General features: G+C 55.4%; 13 protein-coding genes. 12 read left to right on the forward strand and 1 reads right to left on the reverse strand.

Going from position 1 to position 21,901, the window contains the following annotated elements:
• The first annotated feature begins 5 nt into the window (after nt 1-5).
• The 12 genes from MKX63_RS24455 to MKX63_RS24510 all read left to right on the forward strand — a co-directional run bounded on the left by MKX63_RS24455 (nt 6) and on the right by MKX63_RS24510 (nt 15,804).
• The gene (locus MKX63_RS24455; RefSeq protein ID WP_341020731.1) at nt 6-2,570 is read left to right on the forward strand and encodes a DUF5696 domain-containing protein; all 2,565 of its coding nucleotides are present in this window, start codon (nt 6-8) and stop codon (nt 2,568-2,570) included.
• A complete protein-coding gene (locus MKX63_RS24460; RefSeq protein ID WP_341020733.1) occupies nt 2,567-3,472 on the forward strand; it encodes a carbohydrate ABC transporter permease in 906 nt (301 codons plus the stop codon). The genes MKX63_RS24455 and MKX63_RS24460 overlap by 4 nt, the downstream gene beginning before the upstream one ends.
• 16 nt (nt 3,473-3,488) lie before the next feature.
• Nucleotides 3,489-4,439, forward strand: coding sequence for a carbohydrate ABC transporter permease (locus tag MKX63_RS24465; protein ID WP_341020734.1), 951 nt, complete (start codon nt 3,489-3,491; stop codon nt 4,437-4,439).
• A gap of 19 nt (nt 4,440-4,458) precedes the next feature.
• Nucleotides 4,459-5,718, forward strand: coding sequence for an endo-1,4-beta-xylanase (locus MKX63_RS24470; protein WP_341020736.1), 1,260 nt, complete (start codon nt 4,459-4,461; stop codon nt 5,716-5,718).
• Between the two features lie 136 nt (nt 5,719-5,854).
• Nucleotides 5,855-7,528: an extracellular solute-binding protein gene (locus MKX63_RS24475; protein WP_341020738.1), complete on the forward strand. Its 1,674-nt coding sequence runs from the start codon at nt 5,855-5,857 to the stop codon at nt 7,526-7,528.
• A gap of 33 nt (nt 7,529-7,561) precedes the next feature.
• Nucleotides 7,562-9,319: a sensor histidine kinase gene (locus tag MKX63_RS24480; protein WP_341020740.1), complete on the forward strand. Its 1,758-nt coding sequence runs from the start codon at nt 7,562-7,564 to the stop codon at nt 9,317-9,319.
• Nucleotides 9,297-10,931, forward strand: coding sequence for a response regulator (locus MKX63_RS24485; protein ID WP_341148699.1), 1,635 nt, complete (start codon nt 9,297-9,299; stop codon nt 10,929-10,931). The genes MKX63_RS24480 and MKX63_RS24485 overlap by 23 nt, the downstream gene beginning before the upstream one ends.
• Nucleotides 10,932-11,081: 150 nt before the next feature.
• A complete protein-coding gene (locus MKX63_RS24490) occupies nt 11,082-12,788 on the forward strand; it encodes an RICIN domain-containing protein (protein WP_341020744.1) in 1,707 nt (568 codons plus the stop codon).
• Nucleotides 12,789-12,794: 6 nt separating this feature from the next.
• A complete protein-coding gene (locus MKX63_RS24495; protein ID WP_341020746.1) occupies nt 12,795-13,064 on the forward strand; it encodes a hypothetical protein in 270 nt (89 codons plus the stop codon).
• A gap of 517 nt (nt 13,065-13,581) precedes the next feature.
• Complete coding sequence (locus MKX63_RS24500) at nt 13,582-13,848, forward strand: hypothetical protein (protein WP_341020748.1); 267 nt, start codon at nt 13,582-13,584, stop codon at nt 13,846-13,848.
• A gap of 566 nt (nt 13,849-14,414) precedes the next feature.
• Nucleotides 14,415-15,578, forward strand: coding sequence for a glycoside hydrolase family 27 protein (locus MKX63_RS24505; protein ID WP_341020750.1), 1,164 nt, complete (start codon nt 14,415-14,417; stop codon nt 15,576-15,578).
• A 22-nt stretch (nt 15,579-15,600) separates the two neighbouring features.
• Nucleotides 15,601-15,804 (forward strand): hypothetical protein, encoded by a 204-nt coding sequence (locus MKX63_RS24510; protein WP_036693380.1) that lies wholly within the window; start codon nt 15,601-15,603, stop codon nt 15,802-15,804.
• 635 nt (nt 15,805-16,439) lie between these two features.
• On the opposite strand, the gene MKX63_RS24515 is transcribed toward MKX63_RS24510, so the two are convergent.
• Complete coding sequence (locus tag MKX63_RS24515) at nt 16,440-21,800, reverse strand: S-layer homology domain-containing protein (protein WP_341020753.1); 5,361 nt, start codon at nt 21,798-21,800, stop codon at nt 16,440-16,442.
• Nucleotides 21,801-21,901: the final 101 nt, after the last annotated feature.

The raw sequence follows: 21,901 nt of genomic DNA on the forward strand, positions 1-21,901 counted from the left end.
CGGGAATGAGGAAGCCGTTAATCATGCTGCTCTCGATTCTCTTCAGTATGAGTGTGCTGGCCGGCTGTTCGGCGTCAAGTTCAGGCAGCCAGGCCAGCGGGCATGAACCGAATCTTGAAGTGTCCTTTACGGAAGGGAGCGCGCTGAAATCTGCCTTCACCGATAATGGGGTGAGCGGGATGACAGGCGTGCTTGAGAACGCACAGCTCCGGCTGTTCATGGACGAGGCTACCGGGGGGATCGCCGTCAAGAATCTGACGGACGGGACGGTCTGGTACAGCAATCCGCTGGACCGTGAAGCGGATGCCAAGGCCAGCGGGGATAATAAAGACCTGCTGTCCGCGCAGCTCAAGCTGGATTTCTATAACAACCTGGGTCAGGTCAGCTCTGTCAATTCATATACGGACAGCGTGGCCCATAAGCAAATGAAGATGGAACAGACGCCCGGGGGGGTCAAGGTCTTCTACCAGTTCGGAACGACCGCTGCAACAGCAGAGGACCTGCCGATGAAGATGGGCAAGGAGCGGTTCGAGGAGAAGATCATGAGCAAGATGGATAAGACCGGGCAGCGGACGATGAAAATTGCCTATACCTTCGATGAGGAGAACGGAGTCTATACGCGAAATGATGAAGCGCTGAAGGGGCTTCAGCTGGAGCGGACGCTGAAGGGCTTCGAGAAGGCGGGATATACCGAGGAGGATCTGCAGCAGGATATCGCCGAGAACAACCTCAGCCAGACCAAGCCTGCACCGCGTATTTTCCAGCTTGCCATTGAATATGCCCTGGACGGGGACCAGCTGGTCGTCAAGGTCCCGGTAGCGGATATCCGTTATCCTGCGGATTATCCGGTGAATGACATCTCCCTGCTGAGCTTCCTGGGTGCCGGAGGGAGTAAGGATTCCGGGTCCATCCTGGTGCCGGACGGCTCAGGAGCGCTGATTCATTTCAATAACGGCAAGACCCGTTATCCCGCTTATAAGCAAGCCGTGTATGGTGTGGACGGGACGATGGAGACTACGGATGCCTATGCACAGCAGCAGGAGATCAAGCTGCCGGTGTTCGGCCTGATCCGGGAGGAAGGCGCCATGCTGGGCATTATTGAACAAGGCGCTTCTCTTGCCACCATCAACGCGGATACCAGCGGCAGATTGAACGGATACAACTATGTATATCCGAGCTTCACCCTGATTGCCAAGGGAGATCTTACCCTGACATCAAGCGATCAGAACCGCACCCTGCCGAAATTCCAGCAGGAACCGCCCAAGACAGATTACGTCGTCCGTTATGCGTTCCTGAGCGGAGCGGAGGCTTCCTATCCGGGCATGGCGCGTTATTACCAGAGCTATCTGGCGGAGCATGGCGGACTGCCTGAGGCGCAGCCGGCAGCTTCCGCAGAAGCCTCTGTCAATACGCCGTTCTATTTGGAGCTGGTGGGCGGAATCACGAAGACCAAGCATGTCCTTGGCATTCCTTATCAATCGCTGGAGGCGCTGACCACCTTCGAGGAAGCGCAAAAGATTCTGGAGCAGATGAAGCAGCGCGGGATTGATAACATCAAGCTGAAGTATGCGGGCTGGTTCAACCGGGGCCTGGATCATAAGGTGCCGGACCAGCTGTCTGTGGATAAGGCAATCGGAGGCAGCAAAGGGCTGGAGCGGCTGACTGCCTACGCCAAGGAGCAAGGCATTCAGCTCTTCCCTGACGTCGCACTGCTGCGGGCGAACCAGACCTCAGGCTTCCGGATTAACCAGAAGGCTTCCCGGATGCTCAGTGAGATTCCGGCCGCCGTCTATCCGTATAATATGGCCTTGAACCGGCGGGACCGTTCCTTCACCCCTGCCTATATTATTTCGCCAAGCAGGATCGGCGGATATGTTGATGCCACGCTGAAGGAGATTGCGCCGTTTCAGACCGGCGGCATCTCCCTGAGGGATATGGCCGATCAATTGAACAGCGATTTCCGTAAAAATCAAGAAATTGACCGGTCAGCGTCCGAGCAGATATCGGTCCAGTCGCTGGAGAAGATCACCGGAGCGTCCATGCGCATTCTCGCGGACGGCGGGAATGCCTACGCCCTTCCGTATCTCTCTGACATTACGGATGCTCCGGTGTCCAGCAGTCGGTTCAAGCTGGAGGATGAGGAGATTCCGTTCTATCCGATGGTGGTGCGGGGATATGTGAATTACACCGGCAAGCCGTTTAACCTGTCCACGTTCACGAATCCAAGGCAATATATCCTGAAGAGCCTGGAGTATGGCTCCGGCCTCTATTATGAGTGGATGCATGCGCCTAATTACAAGGTGAAGGATACCGACTTCGATAACCTGTATGCGGTCCATTATGAGCAGTGGATTAACCAGGCGGCTGATATGTATACCGAAGTGAACGGAGTGATGAAGAACGTTCAGAATCAGCGGCTGACCGGTCATGAGAAGCTGGCAGACGGTGTCTATAAAAGCACTTACGGTAACGGGATGTCTGTCATCGTCAACTACAATAAGACCGCAGTCCTTGCAGAGGGCCGGACGGTTGAGGCCGAAAGCTATATTACGGGTGGTGAGCAATCTTGAAATCCATACTTAGACTGGACCGCAGATCCTACAATGAGCAGAAGGCAATCATGGGCTTCTTCTATGTGCTGCCCTGGCTGCTGGGGTTCATCTTCTTCTTCCTGATTCCGTTGTTGTCTTCGCTGCGCTACAGCTTAAGCTCAGTGCAGGCCAACTCCGACGGACTGATTGTTCATTTCAGCGGCTTCCAGAATTATGTCGAAGCGCTGACGGTGAATACCGAATTCAACCGCTCGCTGGCCGATGCCATTATGAATATGGTCATCAATGTGCCGCTGATCGTTATCTTCAGCCTGTTTCTGGCAGTGCTGCTGAATCAGAAATTCATCGGCCGGTCGCTGGCCCGTTCGATCTTCTTCCTTCCGGTCATTCTGGCCTCCGGGGTTATTCTGAGCCTGGAGAGCACCAGCCTGATTCAGGCGGTCAATGATCAGAATGCCGGTGCGGGAGCGATTCAGGGACTGGGCACCTTCGAGCTGGAGGGGCTGATGCTGGACGCGGGCTTAAGCGAATGGGTAGTGAACTATCTGACCAGTGCCGTGAGCCGCATCTATAGCATTGTGAGCCAGTCCGGTGTACAGATTCTGATTTTCCTGGCCGGCATCCAGACCATCTCGCCGCAGCTGTATGAGGCGTCCAAGATGGAAGGGGCAACCGGCTATGAGGCCTTCTGGAAAATTACTTTTCCGATGGTCAGCCCGCTTATTCTGGTGAATTCCATCTATACGATTATCGATTCCTTCTCGAATAACGCCATGACGGATCTGATCCGGGAGACCGGCTTCACCCAGTTCAACTTCGGTCTAAGCTCTGCGATGGCATGGCTGTATTTCGCCGCAGTGGCCTTAATTCTGGCTGTCAGCAGCTATCTGATCTCGAAGAAGGTCTTCTACTATGATTAAAGGGAGGATGGGACAAATGCATGCGACCCGCTTACTGTCGCCCGAACGCTGGAAGAAATGGATATGGTCCTTCGTGCGGCTGACGCTCATTGCAGGCCTGTCGTTCGTAATCCTCTATCCGGTGCTCCAGAAGATATCCACGGCCTTCAAGGCCAAGAGCGATCTGTATTCGCCGATTGTCGTCTGGCTTCCCGAGAATTACACGCTCGACAATTTCGTCAAAGCGATTGGAATTATGGACTACTGGCAGGCCCTGCTGAATACCTTCAGCCTCTCGGCGCTGACTACGATCTTGACCGCCATTTCCTGCGCGCTTGCAGGTTATGGCTTCGCCCGGCTGAAATTCAAGGGAAGCCAGCTGCTGTTCGCCGGAGTCATATTGACCATTCTGGTTCCGCCGATCACCATTCTGATTCCGGTCTACCTGAATTTGAAGGATTTCAGCCTGATGGGGCTGATTCCGCTCTTAACCGGCGGTAAATCGGTGAATCTGCTCAACACCTACTGGCCGTTTATTCTAACCTCTGCTACGGCTAACTCGCTGAAGGCGGGGCTGTACATTTTCATCTTCCGGCAGTTCTTCCGGGGGATTCCCAAAGAGGTGGAGGAAGCGGCTTACATCGACGGGGCCGGGGTCGGCAAGACCTTCTACCGGATCATGCTGCCTAACGCGATTCCTTCTATTGTTACGGTGTTGCTCTTCTCGTTTGTGTGGCAATGGAACGACAGCTTCTTCACCACGACCTATCTGACATCCAGTAAGGTGATGGCAACCCAGCTCGGCTCGCTGCCGTATAATCTGCAGATTCTGCTGGAGGACGGCGCCAATTCCAAGGCCGATCCGTTCTACCTCAGCATGGTCCAGGATACAGGGATACTGCTGGCGATTCTGCCGCTGATTATTATCTATCTGTTCGTGCAGCGGTATTTCGTGGAGAGTATTGAACGTACCGGGATTGTCGGGTAACCGTAGAAGGAGGATAACTGTGCGCCAAAATAACAGAACAAGCACTCCGGCCAGACTGGTCCGGAGTATAGTCTTCGCAGCCGCGCTTCTAGGGTTATCCGGCTGCTCCGCTTCTGGCGGGGATGCGGCTCCGGCCGCCCCTTCGCCCGGGCCGCAGGAGAGCGCAGCTTCATCCCCGGCCGCTTCACCCGCCGGGACTCCGGCACCTTCTGCCGCAGCTTCGCCTGAAGCTGCGGCGGAAGCTCCGGTGCAGCAGGAGGCCGCGCCGCTGGCGGCAGCCTATGCGGATTACTTCCCCATAGGCGCTGCGGTGGAGCCGGACCAGACAGAAGGAGCCACGGCAGAGCTGCTGAAGCGGCATGTGAACTGGCTCGTGGCTGAGAATGCCATGAAGCCGGATGCGATTGCACCGGCTGAGGGTACCTTCACCTGGGAACGGGCCGACCGGATCGTTGCCTTCGCCAAGGCGAACGGCATGGGGCTGCGCTTCCATACTCTGGTGTGGCACAGCCAGACACCGGAGTGGTTCTTCCGGGATGAAGCCGGTAAGGCGATGGCGGATGAGACCGATGCAGCAAGGCGCGAAGCGAACAAGAAGCTGCTGCTGAAGCGGCTCGATAGTTACATCACCGCTGTTGTCAGCCGTTACAAGGACGACATCTCCTCCTGGGATGTAGTGAATGAGGTGATTGAGCCGAACGACCCTGACGGTATGCGGGCCAGCGACTGGTACAAGATTACCGGCACGGGATTCATCGAGACTGCCTTCCGGTCGGCCCGCAAGGCTGGAGGACCGGAGCTTAAGCTGTACATTAATGATTACGGCACAGAGAGTCCGGAGAAGCGGGACCGTCTCTACGAGCTGGTGAAGGACATGCTGGCGAAGGGAGTGCCGATTGACGGGGTTGGCCACCAGACCCATATTAATCTGGAATATCCTTCGGTGGAGAGCATAACCCAGTCCATGGAGAAGTTCCATGCTCTGGGCCTGGATAATCAGATCACCGAGCTGGATATGAGCCTGTATGTCTATAATGATCTCAGCGAGGTCGGCCCTGTAATCCCCGAGGATATCCTTCAGAAGCAGGCCGCACAGTACGGCGAGATATTCGCTGCACTAAGAGACCGGAAGGAGCTGTTAAGCGGGGTCATGTTCTGGGGGATTGCGGATGATCATACCTGGCTGAGCAGCTTCCCGGTCAATCGTACCGAGGCGCCGATGCTGTTCGACCGGCAGCATCAGCCCAAACCGGCCTTCCAGGCGGTCACCGATTTTTAAATGGTAAAGAACGGGTAAGCCAAACAAGAATTGCACCTTACAATTCCTTTATTTTTGCCGGGATAATATAATATTCTGGTAGTAATAATCTTGCAAAGTGAGGTTGCAACTGGTGCCCATAACAATCAAGAACACAATGGCCTGGACTGTCGCTGCATGCATGGTCGTAGGGCTGATGACCGCTTGTGAGAGGGGCGATAGCCTTGCGGAGCGTTCTCCGGTCCCTGAGGGACAGCCGGGGAGCGCTCCGCTGTATGAGGAGCCGGGTCTTAGCAAATATGATCCGCCGATTCAGCTGTCGTTCGTACGTGAGAACAACGATGCGCTGGAAGAAATACTGAAGGAATTGCCGGGGGAGACGCTGGAGCATAACCGCTGGACCGAGCTGTATGAAGAGGTACTCGGCATTAAGATTACCTATGACTGGACGGAGTGGAGCTCCATCTACTCCCGCAAGCTGGGGGTATCCCTGGCCTCTGGGGATATCCCCGATATTGTGCGGGTGAATGCTTCGCAGCTCAGGGTGCTGAGCAATGCAGGGCTGATCCAGGACCTGAGCGAAGTCTATGACCAGTACGCAACCCCGTTAACCCGCAAGGTGCTGAGCGAGGAAGGGGCGGGTCCGTTCGAGACGGCTACGCTTGACGGCAAGCTCATGGCGATCCCGGAGACCAATTCGTCGATTGAGGGCGCGATGTTCCTGTGGATTCGGACGGACTGGCTGGAGCGGCTCGGCCTTAAGCCGCCGCAGACGATGGCAGAGGTGCTGGCTATTTCGAAAGCGTTTACGGAGCAAGATCCTGACGGTAACGGCAAGCATGATACCTACGGTCTTGCGGCAACGAAGTACCTGTGGGACCCGGTTATGGGACTTACCGGGTTCATGGCCGGTTATGGTGCTTATCCCGGCATCTGGATTAAGGACAAGACCGGTAAGCTGGTCTATGGAGGTATCCAGCCGGAGGTCAAGCATGCCCTGCAGGTACTTCAGGATTTGTACCGGACGGGACAGATTGACAGGGAATTCGCCTTCAAGGATGGGGTCAAGGCCAGCGACTGGATTGAGCAAGAACAGGTCGGAATGATGTACGGGGAGCAGTGGGGCTCCTTCCTCGTACAGCTCAGCCGTGAGCATAATCCGCAGGCCGAGTGGCAGGCCTTCCCGCTGGTCTCGGAGTCCGGGGCACCGCCGAAGGTGCCGCTTCCGTTCAGTACCAACCAGTTCCTGGCGGTCAAGCGGGGCGTAGAGCATCCTGAGGCGCTGATCAAGCTGATTAACCTGCATCTGGAGAAGAACTGGGGGGCTACGAGCGAGGTGGAGCGGTACTATAATGCTCCGCAGGCGGTGTGGAAGCTCTCGCCGGTGACACCGTTTCCGGTGCAGAAGAATCTGGAGGCCTTCCGGGAGCTGGAGACCTTCCGGCGCACCGGCGATGCCTCCGTACTTCAGGATGAAGCGAAGACGATCCAGAAGCGGATTGCCGCTTACGAGGCCGGAGGTGCGGACAGCGAGACAGGCTGGGGCTGGGAGCGGACATATGGGCCTTCGGGCGCTTTTTCCATCCTGGACGGGTATGAGCGTAATCACCAGCTGCTCTATGAGAGCTTCGTCGGTGCACCTACAGAGACGATGATCGAGAAGCAGAATATTCTAAATAATCTTCAGATTGATGCCTTTCTTGATATCATTCAGGGCAGACCGCTCAGCGAGTTCGATAATTTCGTGGCACAGTGGAGCAAGCTGGGCGGCGAGCAGATTACGGCTGAGGTCAACGACTGGTATGCAGAGAAGGGCGGAAGCGGCAAATGATCGGACATGAGCAGACGAGTGGAGGCGGTGCACATGCTTAAGTTTCCTGCGGTGTCGATGCGCCACACTATTTTTATCCGGATGGTTGTCACTTATCTTGCTATTATTCTGCCGATTCTGCTGCTTGGACTCTACCTCTACAACTGGAGCTACAAGAATGCAAGTCAGGACCTGTCCAGAGCGACCCTGTCGCAATTAAAATATTATCTGGAGGACCTGAACCGCGAGGTGGAGTGGATGGAGATCCAGCAGTATGATCTTGCCCAGGATACCGAGCTGAACAAGATTGCCGTTACCTGGAACTATATGGATGATGTTCAAAAGCGGGAGAGTCTGAACTACATTACGCAGCGGCTAACTTCCCTGAAGAACAGCAGCGCCTACATCGGTGATGTGTTCGTACATATCCGTACCATTAACAAGACGCTGTCTGCGATGAACGGCATTGATCAGTTTGACAGCAGCAAGTTCAATTTCTTCCGGTCGGTTGATCTGAGAAAAGAAGGGCGGCTGATCAACTGGAACAACTTCCTGGAGCTCAGCGTTACCCAGTCGAGCGGAAGGATGGGCGAGCCGCCGCTGTTCATTGTTCAGATCGAGCTGGACAACGAGAAGCTGAGGGATTCGCTCCGGGCGATTAACGCGTACGAAGAGAGCGGCTCGCTGCTGGTCTCGCGCCTGACGGATTACGCACTCGGTACAGAGAACAGCTCCCCGGAGCTGATTAAGAGCTATCACCAGGCAGTTGATGAAGGGAACCTGTACAACTGGGAGCTGGACGGAATCCGGTATCATATTGACAGCTTCACCTCCGACAGGCTGGGGATGGCTGTTGCCACCTATTTGCCGGAGAAGGCGGTCAAGCGCCCGCTGACCAAGTTCGTGGTCTGGGCGTGGCTGTTCGCGGCGGTGTCCTTCCTGGCGGTGCTGATCTATTCTTACGCGACCTATAAGTTCGTCCAGAAGCCGCTGCTTGTGCTGATCCGCAGCTTCAAGCGAATGGAGAGCGGCTCGCTGGATATTCAGATTGACCATGGCCGCAAGGATGAATTCGGCTATCTGTATCTCCGGTTCAACCAGATGCTCAGCAGGCTGCGAATGCTGATTGACCAGGATTACACCCAGAAGCTTATGATGCAGCGGGCGGAGCTGAAGCAGCTCCAGTCGCAGATCAACCCGCATTTCCTGTATAACAGCTTCTTCATTCTCAGCGCCCTGGCGAAGCAGGGGGACAGCTCCCGGATTGAGGAGTTCGCGGGCATGCTGGGCGAATATTTCCGGTTCATCACCCGTAACGGAGAGGATAATGTCCGGCTTGCGGAGGAGACGCGCCATTCCCGGATGTACACGGAGATTCAGAAGATGCGCTTCTCCAGGCGCATTCAGGTTCAGTTCGATGAGCTGCCGGAAGCCATGGAGGAGCTGCGGGTTCCGCGCCTGATTCTCCAGCCGATTATCGAGAATGCCTATGAGCATTGTCTGGAGAAGCAGGCGGAGGATGGGGAGCTGCGGGTTTCTTTTGAACAGGAGGAACGGGAGATCCGCATTATTGTTGAAGATAACGGAAGCGGACTGACCGATGAACGGATCGAGACCTTGAGAAGGCGGCTGAATCAGAACAGCGGTACGCATGAAGTCACCGGCATGAGCAATATTCACCGGCGCATCCAGTTAATCTACGGGGAAGGCAGCGGCCTGTTCCTGGACAGAAGCACACTAAGCGGCCTCCGGGTTGCAATCCGGATCAGGCTCACAGGAGGTGAAGGTCTTGTACAGACTATTGATCGTTGATGATGAAGAGATTATAACGGACGGCTTATACGAGGCGTTCAACCAACTGCTACCGGACAAGCTTGATGTCTACAAGGTCTATTCGGCCAAAGCAGCCCTGGAGTGGCTCTCGCGCACCCGGATCGATATTGTGCTGACGGATATCCGCATGCCCGGCATGAGCGGGCTGGAGATGTCTGAGCAGATCCGGGAGTTTTGGCCGCGGTCGCGGATTGTTTTTCTGACCGGCTACAGCGAATTCGATTACGCCTATAGTGCGCTGCAGCTTCCCGGTGCCCGTTATCTGCTGAAGACGGAAGGCTTCGACAAGATTATTGAGACGGTGCAGGAGGTGCTGCAGGAGATTGAGCAGGGCAATATGCTGAGCGAGCTGCTGGAGCAGTCCAGGGAGCAGCGCGATTCCATGGAGACGGCAGCACAGGGGGATTATCTCCGCCATCTGCTTCAGGACAGCCAGTCCTTGTGTGCAGATGCGGACACGTTACGTGCAGATTTCAGCAAGCTGGGTATCACCCTTAAGGCTGAATCTCCGGTGATGCTCGTTCTTGGACGGCCTACATACCCGGAGGGCATCTCTTATATGGACCGTCGCGAGCTTCTGACCTCTTCCCGGCTGATCTGGAATTCGCATCTGGCGGAGATGACCCGGCATGCCTGGGTGCTTGACCGGCACGGAGATCTCTTGTGGCTGCTGCAGCCTCTGGATAATGCCGGGGCTGCCTTCGGCGGGAATTTCACGCGGTATCTGGAGGGAACGCTGGAGATGATTCAGGATTCCTGCCGGCAGACGCTGGGCCTGCCGGTTGCTTTTACAGTCAGCGGCTCAGCCTGTGCCTGGACAGAGACCGGCCGCCATTACGAGCGGCTTCACCGGCTGCAGCAGATGAAGATCGGGGACGGCATCTCCATGGTGCAGATTGACCGCAGCGGTCCGCCGGGGCCTGACGTCATCCGTGAGACGGGGGTCCGGCTCCACCAGCGGGTGGAGAATCTTGCGGCCCATCTGGATGCCGGACGGCGGGAGCGGTTCGCGGAGACGCTGGAGGAGATCCGGGAAGGCATTCATTCGGGCATCTCTGCGGAAGAGGCAGCCGAGCTCTATTACACGGTTGCGCTTGTGCTGCTGTCCCATATGAACCGTTCGGAGCTCTACAGCCTTGTCAATGAATACGGCAAACTGATGCGGCTGGACGAGCATTCATCCCTGGGGGAGGGCATCTATTATCTGGAGAGGCTGGCCTCAGATCTCTTCGAGCGGAGAAGCACAGCCGAGAAGGAGCGCTCCTCGGAGGTCATTGAACGGATCTGCGATTATATCCACAGCCACTTGGGCGAGGATCTGTCTCTGGTGCGGCTGGCTGAGCTGCATTATTTCAATCCGTCGTACCTGTCCCGCTTCTTCAAGCAGGAGCAGGGCATTAACCTGTCAGAGTACATCGATCAATGCCGGGCGGTCAAGGCGAAGGAGCTGCTGGGAAATGAAGCGCTCAAAATCCGCGATGTAGCGCTGTATGTCGGCTATGAGGCCCATCATTCCTTCACCCGGTTCTTCAAAAAAATGACGGGAATGACGCCCCAGGAATACAGGGAGTCTATGCATGTAAATCTATAATTTATAAGTAAATAAACTATAATCTGTAAGTCTATCAACTATAATCACACAGGTTTCCGCCCGTCTCCGCGCAGAGTACAATTCAGATGTATTCGCTTTCATTAAGACGGCATCCGCCGATTCCATGAAATGAGAAGGAGATGGGTATCTGTGAGAAAAAGGAAGTTAAGCTTATCCATGAAGCTGCTGGTGATGCTGGCCCTGCTGCTGACGCCAATGCAGTCCGGCGGCGGCAAGGCAAGCGCTTGGGAGGGTTCGCCTGTTCCCAAGCTGCATGTTAGCGGCAATCAGCTGGTGAACAGCAGCGGACAGCCTGTACTGTTGAGCGGCTGGCATCAGCCTACCGGGGCTTACTGGACGTATCAGAACAGCAATTATTATCTGAACCGCAACGGCGGGAACCGGCATAAGGCCACTCTGGAGTACCTGAAGGAGATCACAGATACCTTCACCAGCACCTCCGGCAAATACGGGAACAGCCACGGCTGGTACTCGAATCAGGTCCGCTTGTTCATCGACCGGGAGGATATGGGCGATGTCGCTGCAGGAACGTATAACTTCGCGGGCCTTCAGGCAGCTACCCAGAATCTGATCATTCCTTATGTAGAGTACGCGAAGACGAAGGGGCTGTATGTCACGCTGGGACTGGACTTCACACTGCTGGACAACAAGGCGACTACCCAGGCTAACCTGGACAAGTTCAATCAGATCTGGGGTTATCTGGCCTCCCAGCCGGGACTCAAGAGCGCGGATAATGTGATGTTCGAGCTGGTGAACGAGCCGGTGCTGAGCGATGTGAACGGACAATGGGGCGGCAATCCCTCCCAGCCGAACTTCGCGGCGTTCTGGAATTCTTTGAAAAACTTCCAGAACTCGATGATCTCAACCATCCGCAGCAAGGGCGCGGACAATGTGATCTGGGCTTCCGGACTTGGCTGGGATCAGCATTATCAGCTGACGGCATCCAGTCCGCTGACCGATCCGCTTAACAATTACGGATATGCCGTGCACTGGTACCCGGGCTACGGCGCTTATGACAACTACAACTCGCTTCAGCAGATATGGGATAGCAGCATCAAGCCAGCGGCCGATGCTTACCCGATCAATATTACTGAAACCACCTGGTTCAAGAACCAGCCGGGCGACTCCTCGTATTGGGATCTGTTCAACGGTACGAACGCAGGCTTCGGCAAGAATACCAAAGCAATCTTCACTGCCGCCGGCAATGTCAGCATTGCCGTCCATATGAACGGCTTCCTGCTCGATCCCGGTCCCAAAAGCTCCTTCGCCGATCCGGACGGCGGATTGCTCTATGACGGCAATACGGTCCGCGACGGCATGGCGCGCTTTATCTTCGAATGGTACTACGAGCGGGCCCAGTTCAACCCTTGGAACGGGGTGTGGAACGGAGTCACCAACAATGCGAAGTATAAGCTGATCAACCGGGGGTCAGGCAAAGCGATTGACGTTCCGAACGGGCAGAATACGAATTCCCTTCAGCTCCAGCAGTGGCCGGAGAACACCGCACTGGCTCAGCAATGGACGGTTACGGATATGGGCACGTATAACAATATTTACCGGCTGCGCAGCGTGAACTCCTCTGACAACAAGGTGATGGATGTGCGTAACGGCACGAAGAACAACGGCGAAGCCATCCAGCTGATGCAGGATTTGAACAACACCGCCCAGCAGTTCCGGCTCATCAAGCTGAGCAACGGCTACTGGAGCATTCTCAATGTGAACAGTAACAAGGCAGTCGAAGTCACAGGAGCCTCCACCGCAGACGGCGCGAAGCTCCAGCAGAACCTCTACCGCGGCGACCTGCACCAGCAATGGAAGCTGGTTCAGGTGAACTAGAGCTTAATGGTAAAAGCCCCCTTCTCCATCTACGGGGCGGTCCGGGACAGTACCGGATTGCCGTGTGGGGGGAAGGGGGATTTTTTGAGCGTACGGCAGGCGCGTGGGGGAAATGTAATCGAAAAACCGATTACATTCGGCGCTGCGGAGGCGCGTGGGCTGAATGTAATCGAAAAACCGATTACATTCAGCGCTGCGGAGGCGCGTGGGCTCAATGTAATCGAAAAACCGATTACATTCGGCGCGGCGCTGCGGAGGCGCGTGGGCTCAATGTAATCGAAAAACCGATTACATTGGGCGCTGCGGAGGCGCGTGGGGGAAATGTAATCGAAAAACCGATTACATTGGCGCTGCGGAGGCGCGTGGGCTCAATGTAATCGAAAAACCGATTACATTGGGCGCTGCGGAGGCGCGTCAATGTAATCGAAAAACCGATTACATTCGGCGCTGCGGAGGCGCGTGGGCTCAATGTAATCGAAAAACCGATTACATTCAGCGCTGCGGAGGCGCGTGGGCTCAATGTAATCGAAAAACCGATTACATTCGGCGCTGCGGAGGCGCGTGGGGGAAATGTAATCGAAAAACCGATTACATTCGGCGCTGCGGAGGCGCGAGGGGTAAATGTAATCGAAAAACCGATTACATTCGGCGCTGCGGAGGCGCGTGGGGGAAATGCAATCGAAAAATCGATTACATTGGGCGCTGCGGAGGCGTGGGGGAAATGTAATCGAAAAACCGATTACATCGGCGCGCGGAGGCGCGTGGGGTAAATGTAATCGAAAAATCGATTACATTGGGCGCTGCGGAGGCGCGAGGGGTAAATGTAATCGAAAAACCGATTACATTCGGCGCTGCGGAGGGGCGTGGGCTGAATGTAATCGAAAAATCGATTACATTCAGCGCTGCGGAGGCGCGTGGGCTGAATGTAATCGAAAAACCGATTACATTGGGCGCTGCGGAGGCGCGTGGGCTCAATGTAATCGAAAAACCGATTACATTCGGCGCTGCGGAGGCGTGCGGGCTGAATGTAATCGAAAAACCGATTACATCGGGCGTGTGAAGAGGTGCGGGAGACGGGTGTCGGAGGCTGGAGGGCCGGGCGCAAATGTGTGGAGGGAAACAGTTGCCTTTTATACACTTGCTGATGAATGAAAGGCTTCTCCTGCGCCAACGGTTGGAAAAACAACACTTAATTTTGCGCATTTCCACCAAAGTGACGAGATCAAACTAAATAGTTGCTCCTTTTCCACTTACTCCCGCCCAATACTGAGATTCCAGTAAACTAAGGTACGTTTTTCCACCTATTTCCGAGAGAGAAGAGATGACACAAGTAGTTTTGCTTGCAGCAGGGCCAGAGAAGGTATGATTTTTCAACCAGCCTACCCGCCCAGTCCCCTCGAAGTTGCTGCATTCGCGCCCACAAGCATCACAATCCGCATAAAACAAACCAAGCTCTTTACACCTTCCACTCTCTCACTCCTTATATATGAAAAGCAACATACATCCATACAAAAGCAACGTTAAGCTATGTATTATAAAGGGTTTGTGTGATTAAATACATAAAGAATACAGCATTTTACCCAGGGATCAATATCTGTCATAATGCGAAAGGAATGAATACAAATTATGGACAAACAGCAACAGCTCGGCTTAACGCCGCCGATGGGATGGAATTCGTGGAACACTTTTACTTGGGATATCAACGAGCAATTGATCCGGGAAGCAGCTGACACGCTCGCAGCCGACGGATATAAGGATGCAGGGTACGAATACATTGTTATTGACGGCTGCTGGAGCCTGAAAGAACGGGACAAGGATGGCAAGCTGGTCGCAGATCCGGTCAAATTCCCGAACGGAATGAAGGCGGTTGCAGATTACATTCACTCCAAAGGACTGAAGTTCGGGATGTACTCTTGTGTGGGAACACATACCTGCGCCGGGTATCCGGGCAGCTTCGAGCATGAATTCCAGGATGCTGCGTCGCTGGCGGAGTGGGGTGTAGATTTTCTTAAATATGATTACTGCTTCAAGCCCAGACATATGTCGGGGGAGCTGCTGTACAAACGGATGAGTCTTGCGCTTAAGAACTGCGGACGGGATATTCTTTTCTCCGCATGTAATTGGGGCGAGGATAATGTCTACCAGTGGATTCGTGAATCCGGCGCACATATGTACCGGTCTACCGGCGACATTCAGGACAGCTGGGAATCGATCAAGACCCTCGCGCTGTCGCAGCTTGACAAAGCCGCCTACACCGGGGCCTACTGCCACAATGACCTGGATATGCTCGTCGTCGGCATGTACGGGGGCAGCAACAGTGACTTCATCGGCAGTCAGATTGGCGGCTGCACGGATGTGGAGTACAAGACCCACTTCTCGCTGTGGAGCCTGCTGGGTTCTCCGCTGATGATCGGCAGTGACATCCGGAAAGCAAATGAAGCGACCAAGAATATTCTGCTTAACCCGGATCTGATTGCCATTAACCAGGATATCGAGGGCCGCGGAGCTTACCGCATTAAGCCTGAGCCGCAGTGGTTCCATACCAATGAAGTATTCATGCTGGTAAAAGTATTGGCAGACGGTGACCTGGCCATCGGGTTCTTCAATCTGAGTGACGGTCAGCGAGAGATGTCGCTGCAATTCTGGGATTTCGGACTTCCGTATGCCTCCGGCAAATCGCTGTCCCTGTATGGCTGCTGGGAGCACAAGGAGCTTGGGGTGTTCAGAGAACGCTTCGCTCCGGTCGTGCCAGCCCATGACTGTCTGATCGTGCGGGCGAAGCTGGTATAGAGACAAGAAAGAAGAGAAGCGTATGAGCATGAACAGAACCTGCAGGCAATGCGGTGTTCCGCTGATGACAGATGATGTGGCGATTTACCTGAAGCTGGTCACGCGCAATGCCCAAGATTTCCTGTGCATCGACTGCCTCGGCGTTCAGTTGAAATGCGGACGAGAGCCGATTGAGCGGCTGATTAAGTATTTCCGGGAATCGGGAAAATGCGTGTTGTTCCGTTAACACCTGCCAAAATGTAAAATTAGGACTGTTCCGCAAGGCATTAGCGCTTGTGTGGGACAGGCCTGTTTCGGCTGAGCGTACCTATGGAATCCCAATGAACAGTCAACAGTAGGCTAGATGCAGGAAGTGAGGGATAAATCCCTCTGAATGGGCCGGAAGTAGACGGAATGTGGAAATGAGATGTATAAATCCCTCTGAATGGGCCGGAAGTAGACGGAATGTGGAAATGAGATGTATAAATCCCTCTGAATGGGCCGGAAGTAGACGGAATGCGGAAATGAGAGGGATAAATCCCTCTGAATGGGCCGGAAGTAGACGGAATGCGGAAATGAGAGGGATAAATCCCTCTGAATGGGCCTGGAAGTAGACAGAATGCGGAAATGAGAGGGATAAATCCCTCTGAATGGGCCGGATGTAGGCAGAATGAGCAAATGTGAGAGAGATATCCCTCTAGGTGCTGGAGTGAACGGCCAGGGGGATTGGGAGGAATAGATGGTAGATTGAGCCCATTGCGAGGGAGGCGTAATTGAATAAACAGAGCAGCATATCTCCGGTATTCAATACCCAAAGACTGCTGCTCTGTTTGTTATTGACTATGAGTGTGCCCTGTAAGTAACCAACCAGTATCTAGCGGGTCAGTTCACGAAACCCGCCTGCTCCAGTAATCTTAGAATCACAGTAGCGGCCTCCGCGCGGGTGGTCGATTGGCCCGGGTGGAATTGCCCGTCAGGCGTTCCGGTGATCAGACCTGCCTGAACCGCCTTGGCAACATCCTGCTGTGCCCAGCCGGCAATCTGGCCTGCGTCCTTGAACGCTGCTTGCTGTGACGCTGAATCTGGGAGCGGCGCACCTGCAAGGGCCATAGCCTTCACCAGGATGGCTGTCATCTCCTGGCGTGTAACCTTGTCGCCCGGCCGGAAGGTATTGTCCGTTCCACCCCGCACCAGGCCCAGCTCAGCGGCTGTCCCGACGCTTCCGGCGTACCATGCACCGGCGGGGATATCCTTGAACGAACTGGCTGCCGGACCAGAAGAGGAGAAGCCGAGCGCACGGACGATCATCGCTGCGAATTCAGCGCGCGTTGTGGTACTGTCCGGTGCGAATTGGCTGTCTGTTAAGCCAGTCAGAATAATCTTGGAGGCCAGCTTGTGGACAGCTTCCTGTGCCCAGTGGCCGTTCATGTCTGCAAAGGTCCTGTTGCTTGAGATTACAGTAAATGTACCGTTGCTAGGACTGTAGAAAGATGCTTCGCTTCCGTTAAAAACTGCCGGGACGAAGGTGAAGCTGCCGTTATTCTCCAGCCTCACGACTGTCGCATTGCGGCTGTTCACCGGAGTGCTGAGCGGCAGGGTATGCCGGGCATAGCTGCTGCCGAAGCCCGGGATCTCCACCGACTTGCCGCCAGCCTCCGCCTTCACCGTATATTCTACCGCCTGGCCGATGAGCTGGCCTTGAGCAGAGAGGGCAGCTTGACTTATCGCTTGCTGCCGCTCTTCCGGGAGTATCGTCATGCTGACGGTAAGCTTCCAGCTCTCACTGCCCAGTTGCTGCCCCAGCGCTGCCGGATTAAGAGCCCTCACAGGGAAGTGGATGGTGCCTAGTGTAGAGGTAACCGTAATCTGCTCTGCCGCCTGAACCTGCTTGGCGTCCAGAGTGGCTGTTGCCAAGGTGCCGTTAACCGTAGCTTCAACGTTAAGCTGATTGTTGCCCGGAGCTACAGTCTGCACCGAACCGACGGTAGTATTACTAGTGCTACTTCCACCATTACCACTAGAAATCCCGACATTGCCACCGCCGCTATTACCGCCGCTGCCATTACCGCCGCTGCCATTACCGCCGCCATTACCACCGCCGCTATTATCGCCGCCGCTATTATCGCCGCCGCCATTATGGCCGCCGCCATTATCGCCGCTGCCATTATCGCCGCCGCCATTATCGCCGCCGCCATTATCGCCGCCGCCATTATCGCCACCGCCATTATTGCCGCCGCCGTTATCGCCGCCGCCGTTATCGCCGCCGCCATTATCGCCGCCGCCATTACCGCCGCCGCCATTACCGCCGCCGCCATTATCGCCGCCGCCATTACCGCCGCCGCCATTACCGCCGCCGTTATCGCCGCCGCCATTATCGCCGCCGCCATTATCGCCGCCATTATCGCCGCCGCCGTTATCGCCGCCGCTTACTTCAAGCGTGTGGCGGGCATACAGATCAAACCGGTCGAATGCCGGTGTGTACTGGCGTGGAACCGCCGTGTAAGGCGTGAAGCCTTGCGCGCCGCTTCCGCCATAGGGGTTGGAGCCGCCGTTGTACGTATTATTGTTGGAGAAGCGGATCGTATTCATGCCTGCCTTCAGCTCCACATCCAGCGTCTGGGTAGCAAATTGCTGCCAGGAGATGGTGTTCTTGAAGTAGACCGTCTGAGGTTCGCCGCCGTTGACGCTTACTTGCGCATAACGCTCAACGACATCATTGTTGTAAGCATGGGTTCCCGCACTTTCACCGTTAGCATAAGTGACCACCAGCTTGTAGGTGCCTGCCTTAGGCGCGTTAATGTTCCCAAGCTCCAGATAGCGCTCTGCCCCGTCGTAAGAGGTAATGCCACTCACATATTTGCCGCCGGAGGCGTATTTGGCGAACGCATCCTCCCGGATAAGCGGCAGCTCGGAACCGGCAGGCGTTCCGACCACGGTTGCCGCCTCAGCCTCCACAGAATATAGAGCGGCCTTATTTACAAAGGCTGCATTAATGTAATCCAGACTGAGCGCCGCGCTGGAGTGCACGTCGATCAGGTTAATGCCTTTGCGCAGGAAGACTGGAGCTTTGGCATCCTGCCATTGACCGTTCGTATTCACCACAGGGAGATCAATCAGAGGCTTGCGGTCATGGGCAAGCTGCAGCTTCCCGCTGTCCGCAGAAGCATAGCGCGCTGTCAGCTCATACATCCCGTCCTCCAGAACGCTGAGGACGAACCGCGTGTTCGCTGCTTGGCTGCCGCCGTAGCCGCTCACATATCCGGCCCCCTCGAAGCCTTCCAGGCTGCCGGCCCGGGACAAGCCCTGCTCTGAATCATAGTCGGCGAATTCCGCCTGCACACGATAATTCGGAAGTGCGCCAGGCAGCCCGTTATACGTCAGCTCGATGGCATCCAGAGTGGATTCGCCCTGGCCTGCTTCTCCCGTGTCCGGGTTGGTTCTGCTGATGCCGATGGAATGGGTGCCCTCCGTCAGATCGGCGAGTAACGTATTGCCGCCAAGCAGTTGCATATTGTAGTCAGCACGCAGTACGATTTTGGCTGCCGGCTGATCGTCAATTTTGACGAACCATTCGGAATTGATGCGCTGATTCGCATCACCCGTGTTCGATTGATTACGCAGCGAAGCGGTCGCGCCGCTGCCGCCAATCAGATCCAGCCGGTAGTTCCCATCTGCAGGAACGGTTACCGAAGTCCATTTCACGAGGCTGTCCGCTGCCTTGATGCCTGACACATACTGGCCGTTCGAAGACGAGCGCCCCGTACTCTTGCGCGGGTATTGGTCCACCTTGGACACATTCGTCTGTACCTCTGCATTCTCCGCTTCGTAACGCTTGACGAAAGTCTCCTTCGGAGCATGGCCCACCGCTGGTGTAATGACGGCATAATAGGCCGAGGTGTAATCATTCAGGTTAATCCCCAGCGTAACCGAGCCGTTCTTGACCGGAAGATTGCGGTTCAGAATCTGCGCAGGCTCCACCAGGAAGCCGGTCAGGCCGGTATAACCCGCATAGAAGACAGAGACATGCACTTCTTCAGCTCCTGCCAGGAAGGAAGGGCTGTTCCCGTTACCGGTGACGTTGTTGAACACGATCTGACCGTCGCCTTGGGTCCCGCCGAAGGCGATACTGACCTGCTGCTTCTGGTCTTGAATCGAAGTTAACCCGTACAGGCCGGGGCCGAAGGCGTCATTCTCAGCTCTGGCGTTAATCACATTGACCTTAGCCATGTCGCCGCCCATCATGTCGGCATACCACTTGTAGAGCCACCATGCCCCGTTCGGCTCGTTCTGTCCGGCGAGCAGGGACCCGTAGGAGTTGGCCGTATTCCAATACGGCAGCATGCTGTTCATCTTCAGCTCATCGTAACGTGCGATGTAATGGATAAGCGAGCCGCCCACAGCGATCTCTGAAGTGGCCGCATATTCATTAATATCGACTTTGAGCGGGAAGGGAAGAGGGCGGTCCGGGTACAGCTCTTTATAGCGCTGTAAGGACTTCGCTTCCACTGCTCGGAAGGTTGTGACGTTCGAGGCCGCCTGATTGAAGGCTTTGTCCCACAGCATATGCCAGCTGATGATATCGGGCAGACAATCATTCTCCACACAGAAGGGAATGAAATCCTCGAAGACTTTAGCCCCGTACTGGGTCAAATTAACGCCGGAAATGACTGCACCGGGATCGATTTCTTTGATCTTCTTGACTACGGCGAGCCAGTCGGCATTGAACACGGCTCTGGAGTTCTTCCCCGTCTGGCTGTCGGACAGCAGCTGGGGATAACGGGTATTATTCTGTTCAGGCTCATTGAACGGGATATAGATGAAGCTGGAATTGACATTGCGGCCCGGATTCTCCGCTGCCCATTGATCCTTGTAGGCTTTGACCGCCGTGGTGATCGGAATGACTGCTTCCTGGATATATTCCTCTGCCGTTCTGGAAGGATAATACCAGTGCTGGTAATAATCCTGCATGACGATATTTACGGCTTCCCCGCCAGCCTCGAAGAAATAATCAGACACTCTGAGCGCATCGCCTGTAGGATGCTGGATGCCGTTCGGCGGCTTCTGCGAGATATGCGAGGGCTTGATCGGTATCAGCGTGTTGATATCCGGCACGTTCGGCTCACTGAGGGCATACAGAGCGCCGGAAGCCCCGTGGTATACAGGTCCTAGCGAGCGGTCGGCGAGATCGACTGTTATTTTGGCCGGGTTAGTTACAATGACCTCTTCATGCTTGGTCGCTGTATAGAGTGCGCTGACCTGACTGGCCGTGAGCTGGACATTGTAGATCCGCAGGTCGTCGAATCTCCCCTTGATATCTCCATCCGAGGTGTAGAGCGACCTGCCGAACGCATTGAACTTCAGGGCGTCCAGATAGTCACGCGCAAAAAAGTGCTGGAGTACCGAAACCATCGTTGCACCTGATGAGCTTTTGCTCTGATCCAGTCCCTTGATGCCAACCGGGACGCCGTTCAGGTAGATCTCATAGGCTCCGCTGCTGGTCATAGTGACGGTCACCTGCTGCCATTTGCCCTTGGCCGGGTTGCGGTTCCAGACGATATCGCCTTTGTAGCTGGCAATCTGGCTTGGGTTCGTCCCGGTATAGATCCGGTTGCTGAACGTGCCGTCCCCGGCGATCATAATGAACTCCGAGTCCTGCCAGCCGCTTACCCCGGCATTCGTCAGCCCCTTCTCGGCAATCGTGGAGGACAGCAGACGGGTATAAGCGTTAGCCGAAGAGTCAATGTTGGCCCAAAAGGAGATGGACAGCTCATCCTTGATCCCGCTGTAGAGCTGATCGGGCAGCTTCAGCCAAGCAGTACCGTTCCCGCCGCCGGGCAAGGAGAGGACGTCTCCGCGCTGTTCGTCATAGACAATGGAAGCTACTCCCTTCAGCTCGGCGCGTTCAGCGGCCGCATCGGGGTAGACGCTGTTCACTACCGAGGTGCGGCCAATCACCTGCCCGGAGCGGAAGCTCCACTGGAACAGCGGGGACGCTTCAGCGGCGGCTTTCATCTGGACTTGAGGCGCAGTCTCCTGAACAGGAGCAGCCTCCGGCCTTGCGGCCGTATCTGGCCCTGACGAGGTCGCAGGAGCCACAGCAGGCTCAGGCTCCACCGGTGCATCAGGTGCTTCATCAGAATCAGGTGCCGTAACCGGATCGGTTACTAACACCGGCTCAGTCACCCATACAGCATCTTCCACAGGAACCGGGTCTGCAGGGGGAACGTTGGAAGCGCTTGCCAAACTGGAGGGCAGGAGAGTCAGAATTGCCAGTATAGATATCAGTGAACGCTTAAGATATAGCCTCAATAGATACTCACCTCTTTTGTTTTTTGAGATACCTT

This window comes from Paenibacillus sp. FSL R7-0179 (assembly GCF_038002265.1).
Lineage (GTDB): Bacteria > Bacillota > Bacilli > Paenibacillales > Paenibacillaceae > Paenibacillus_AQ.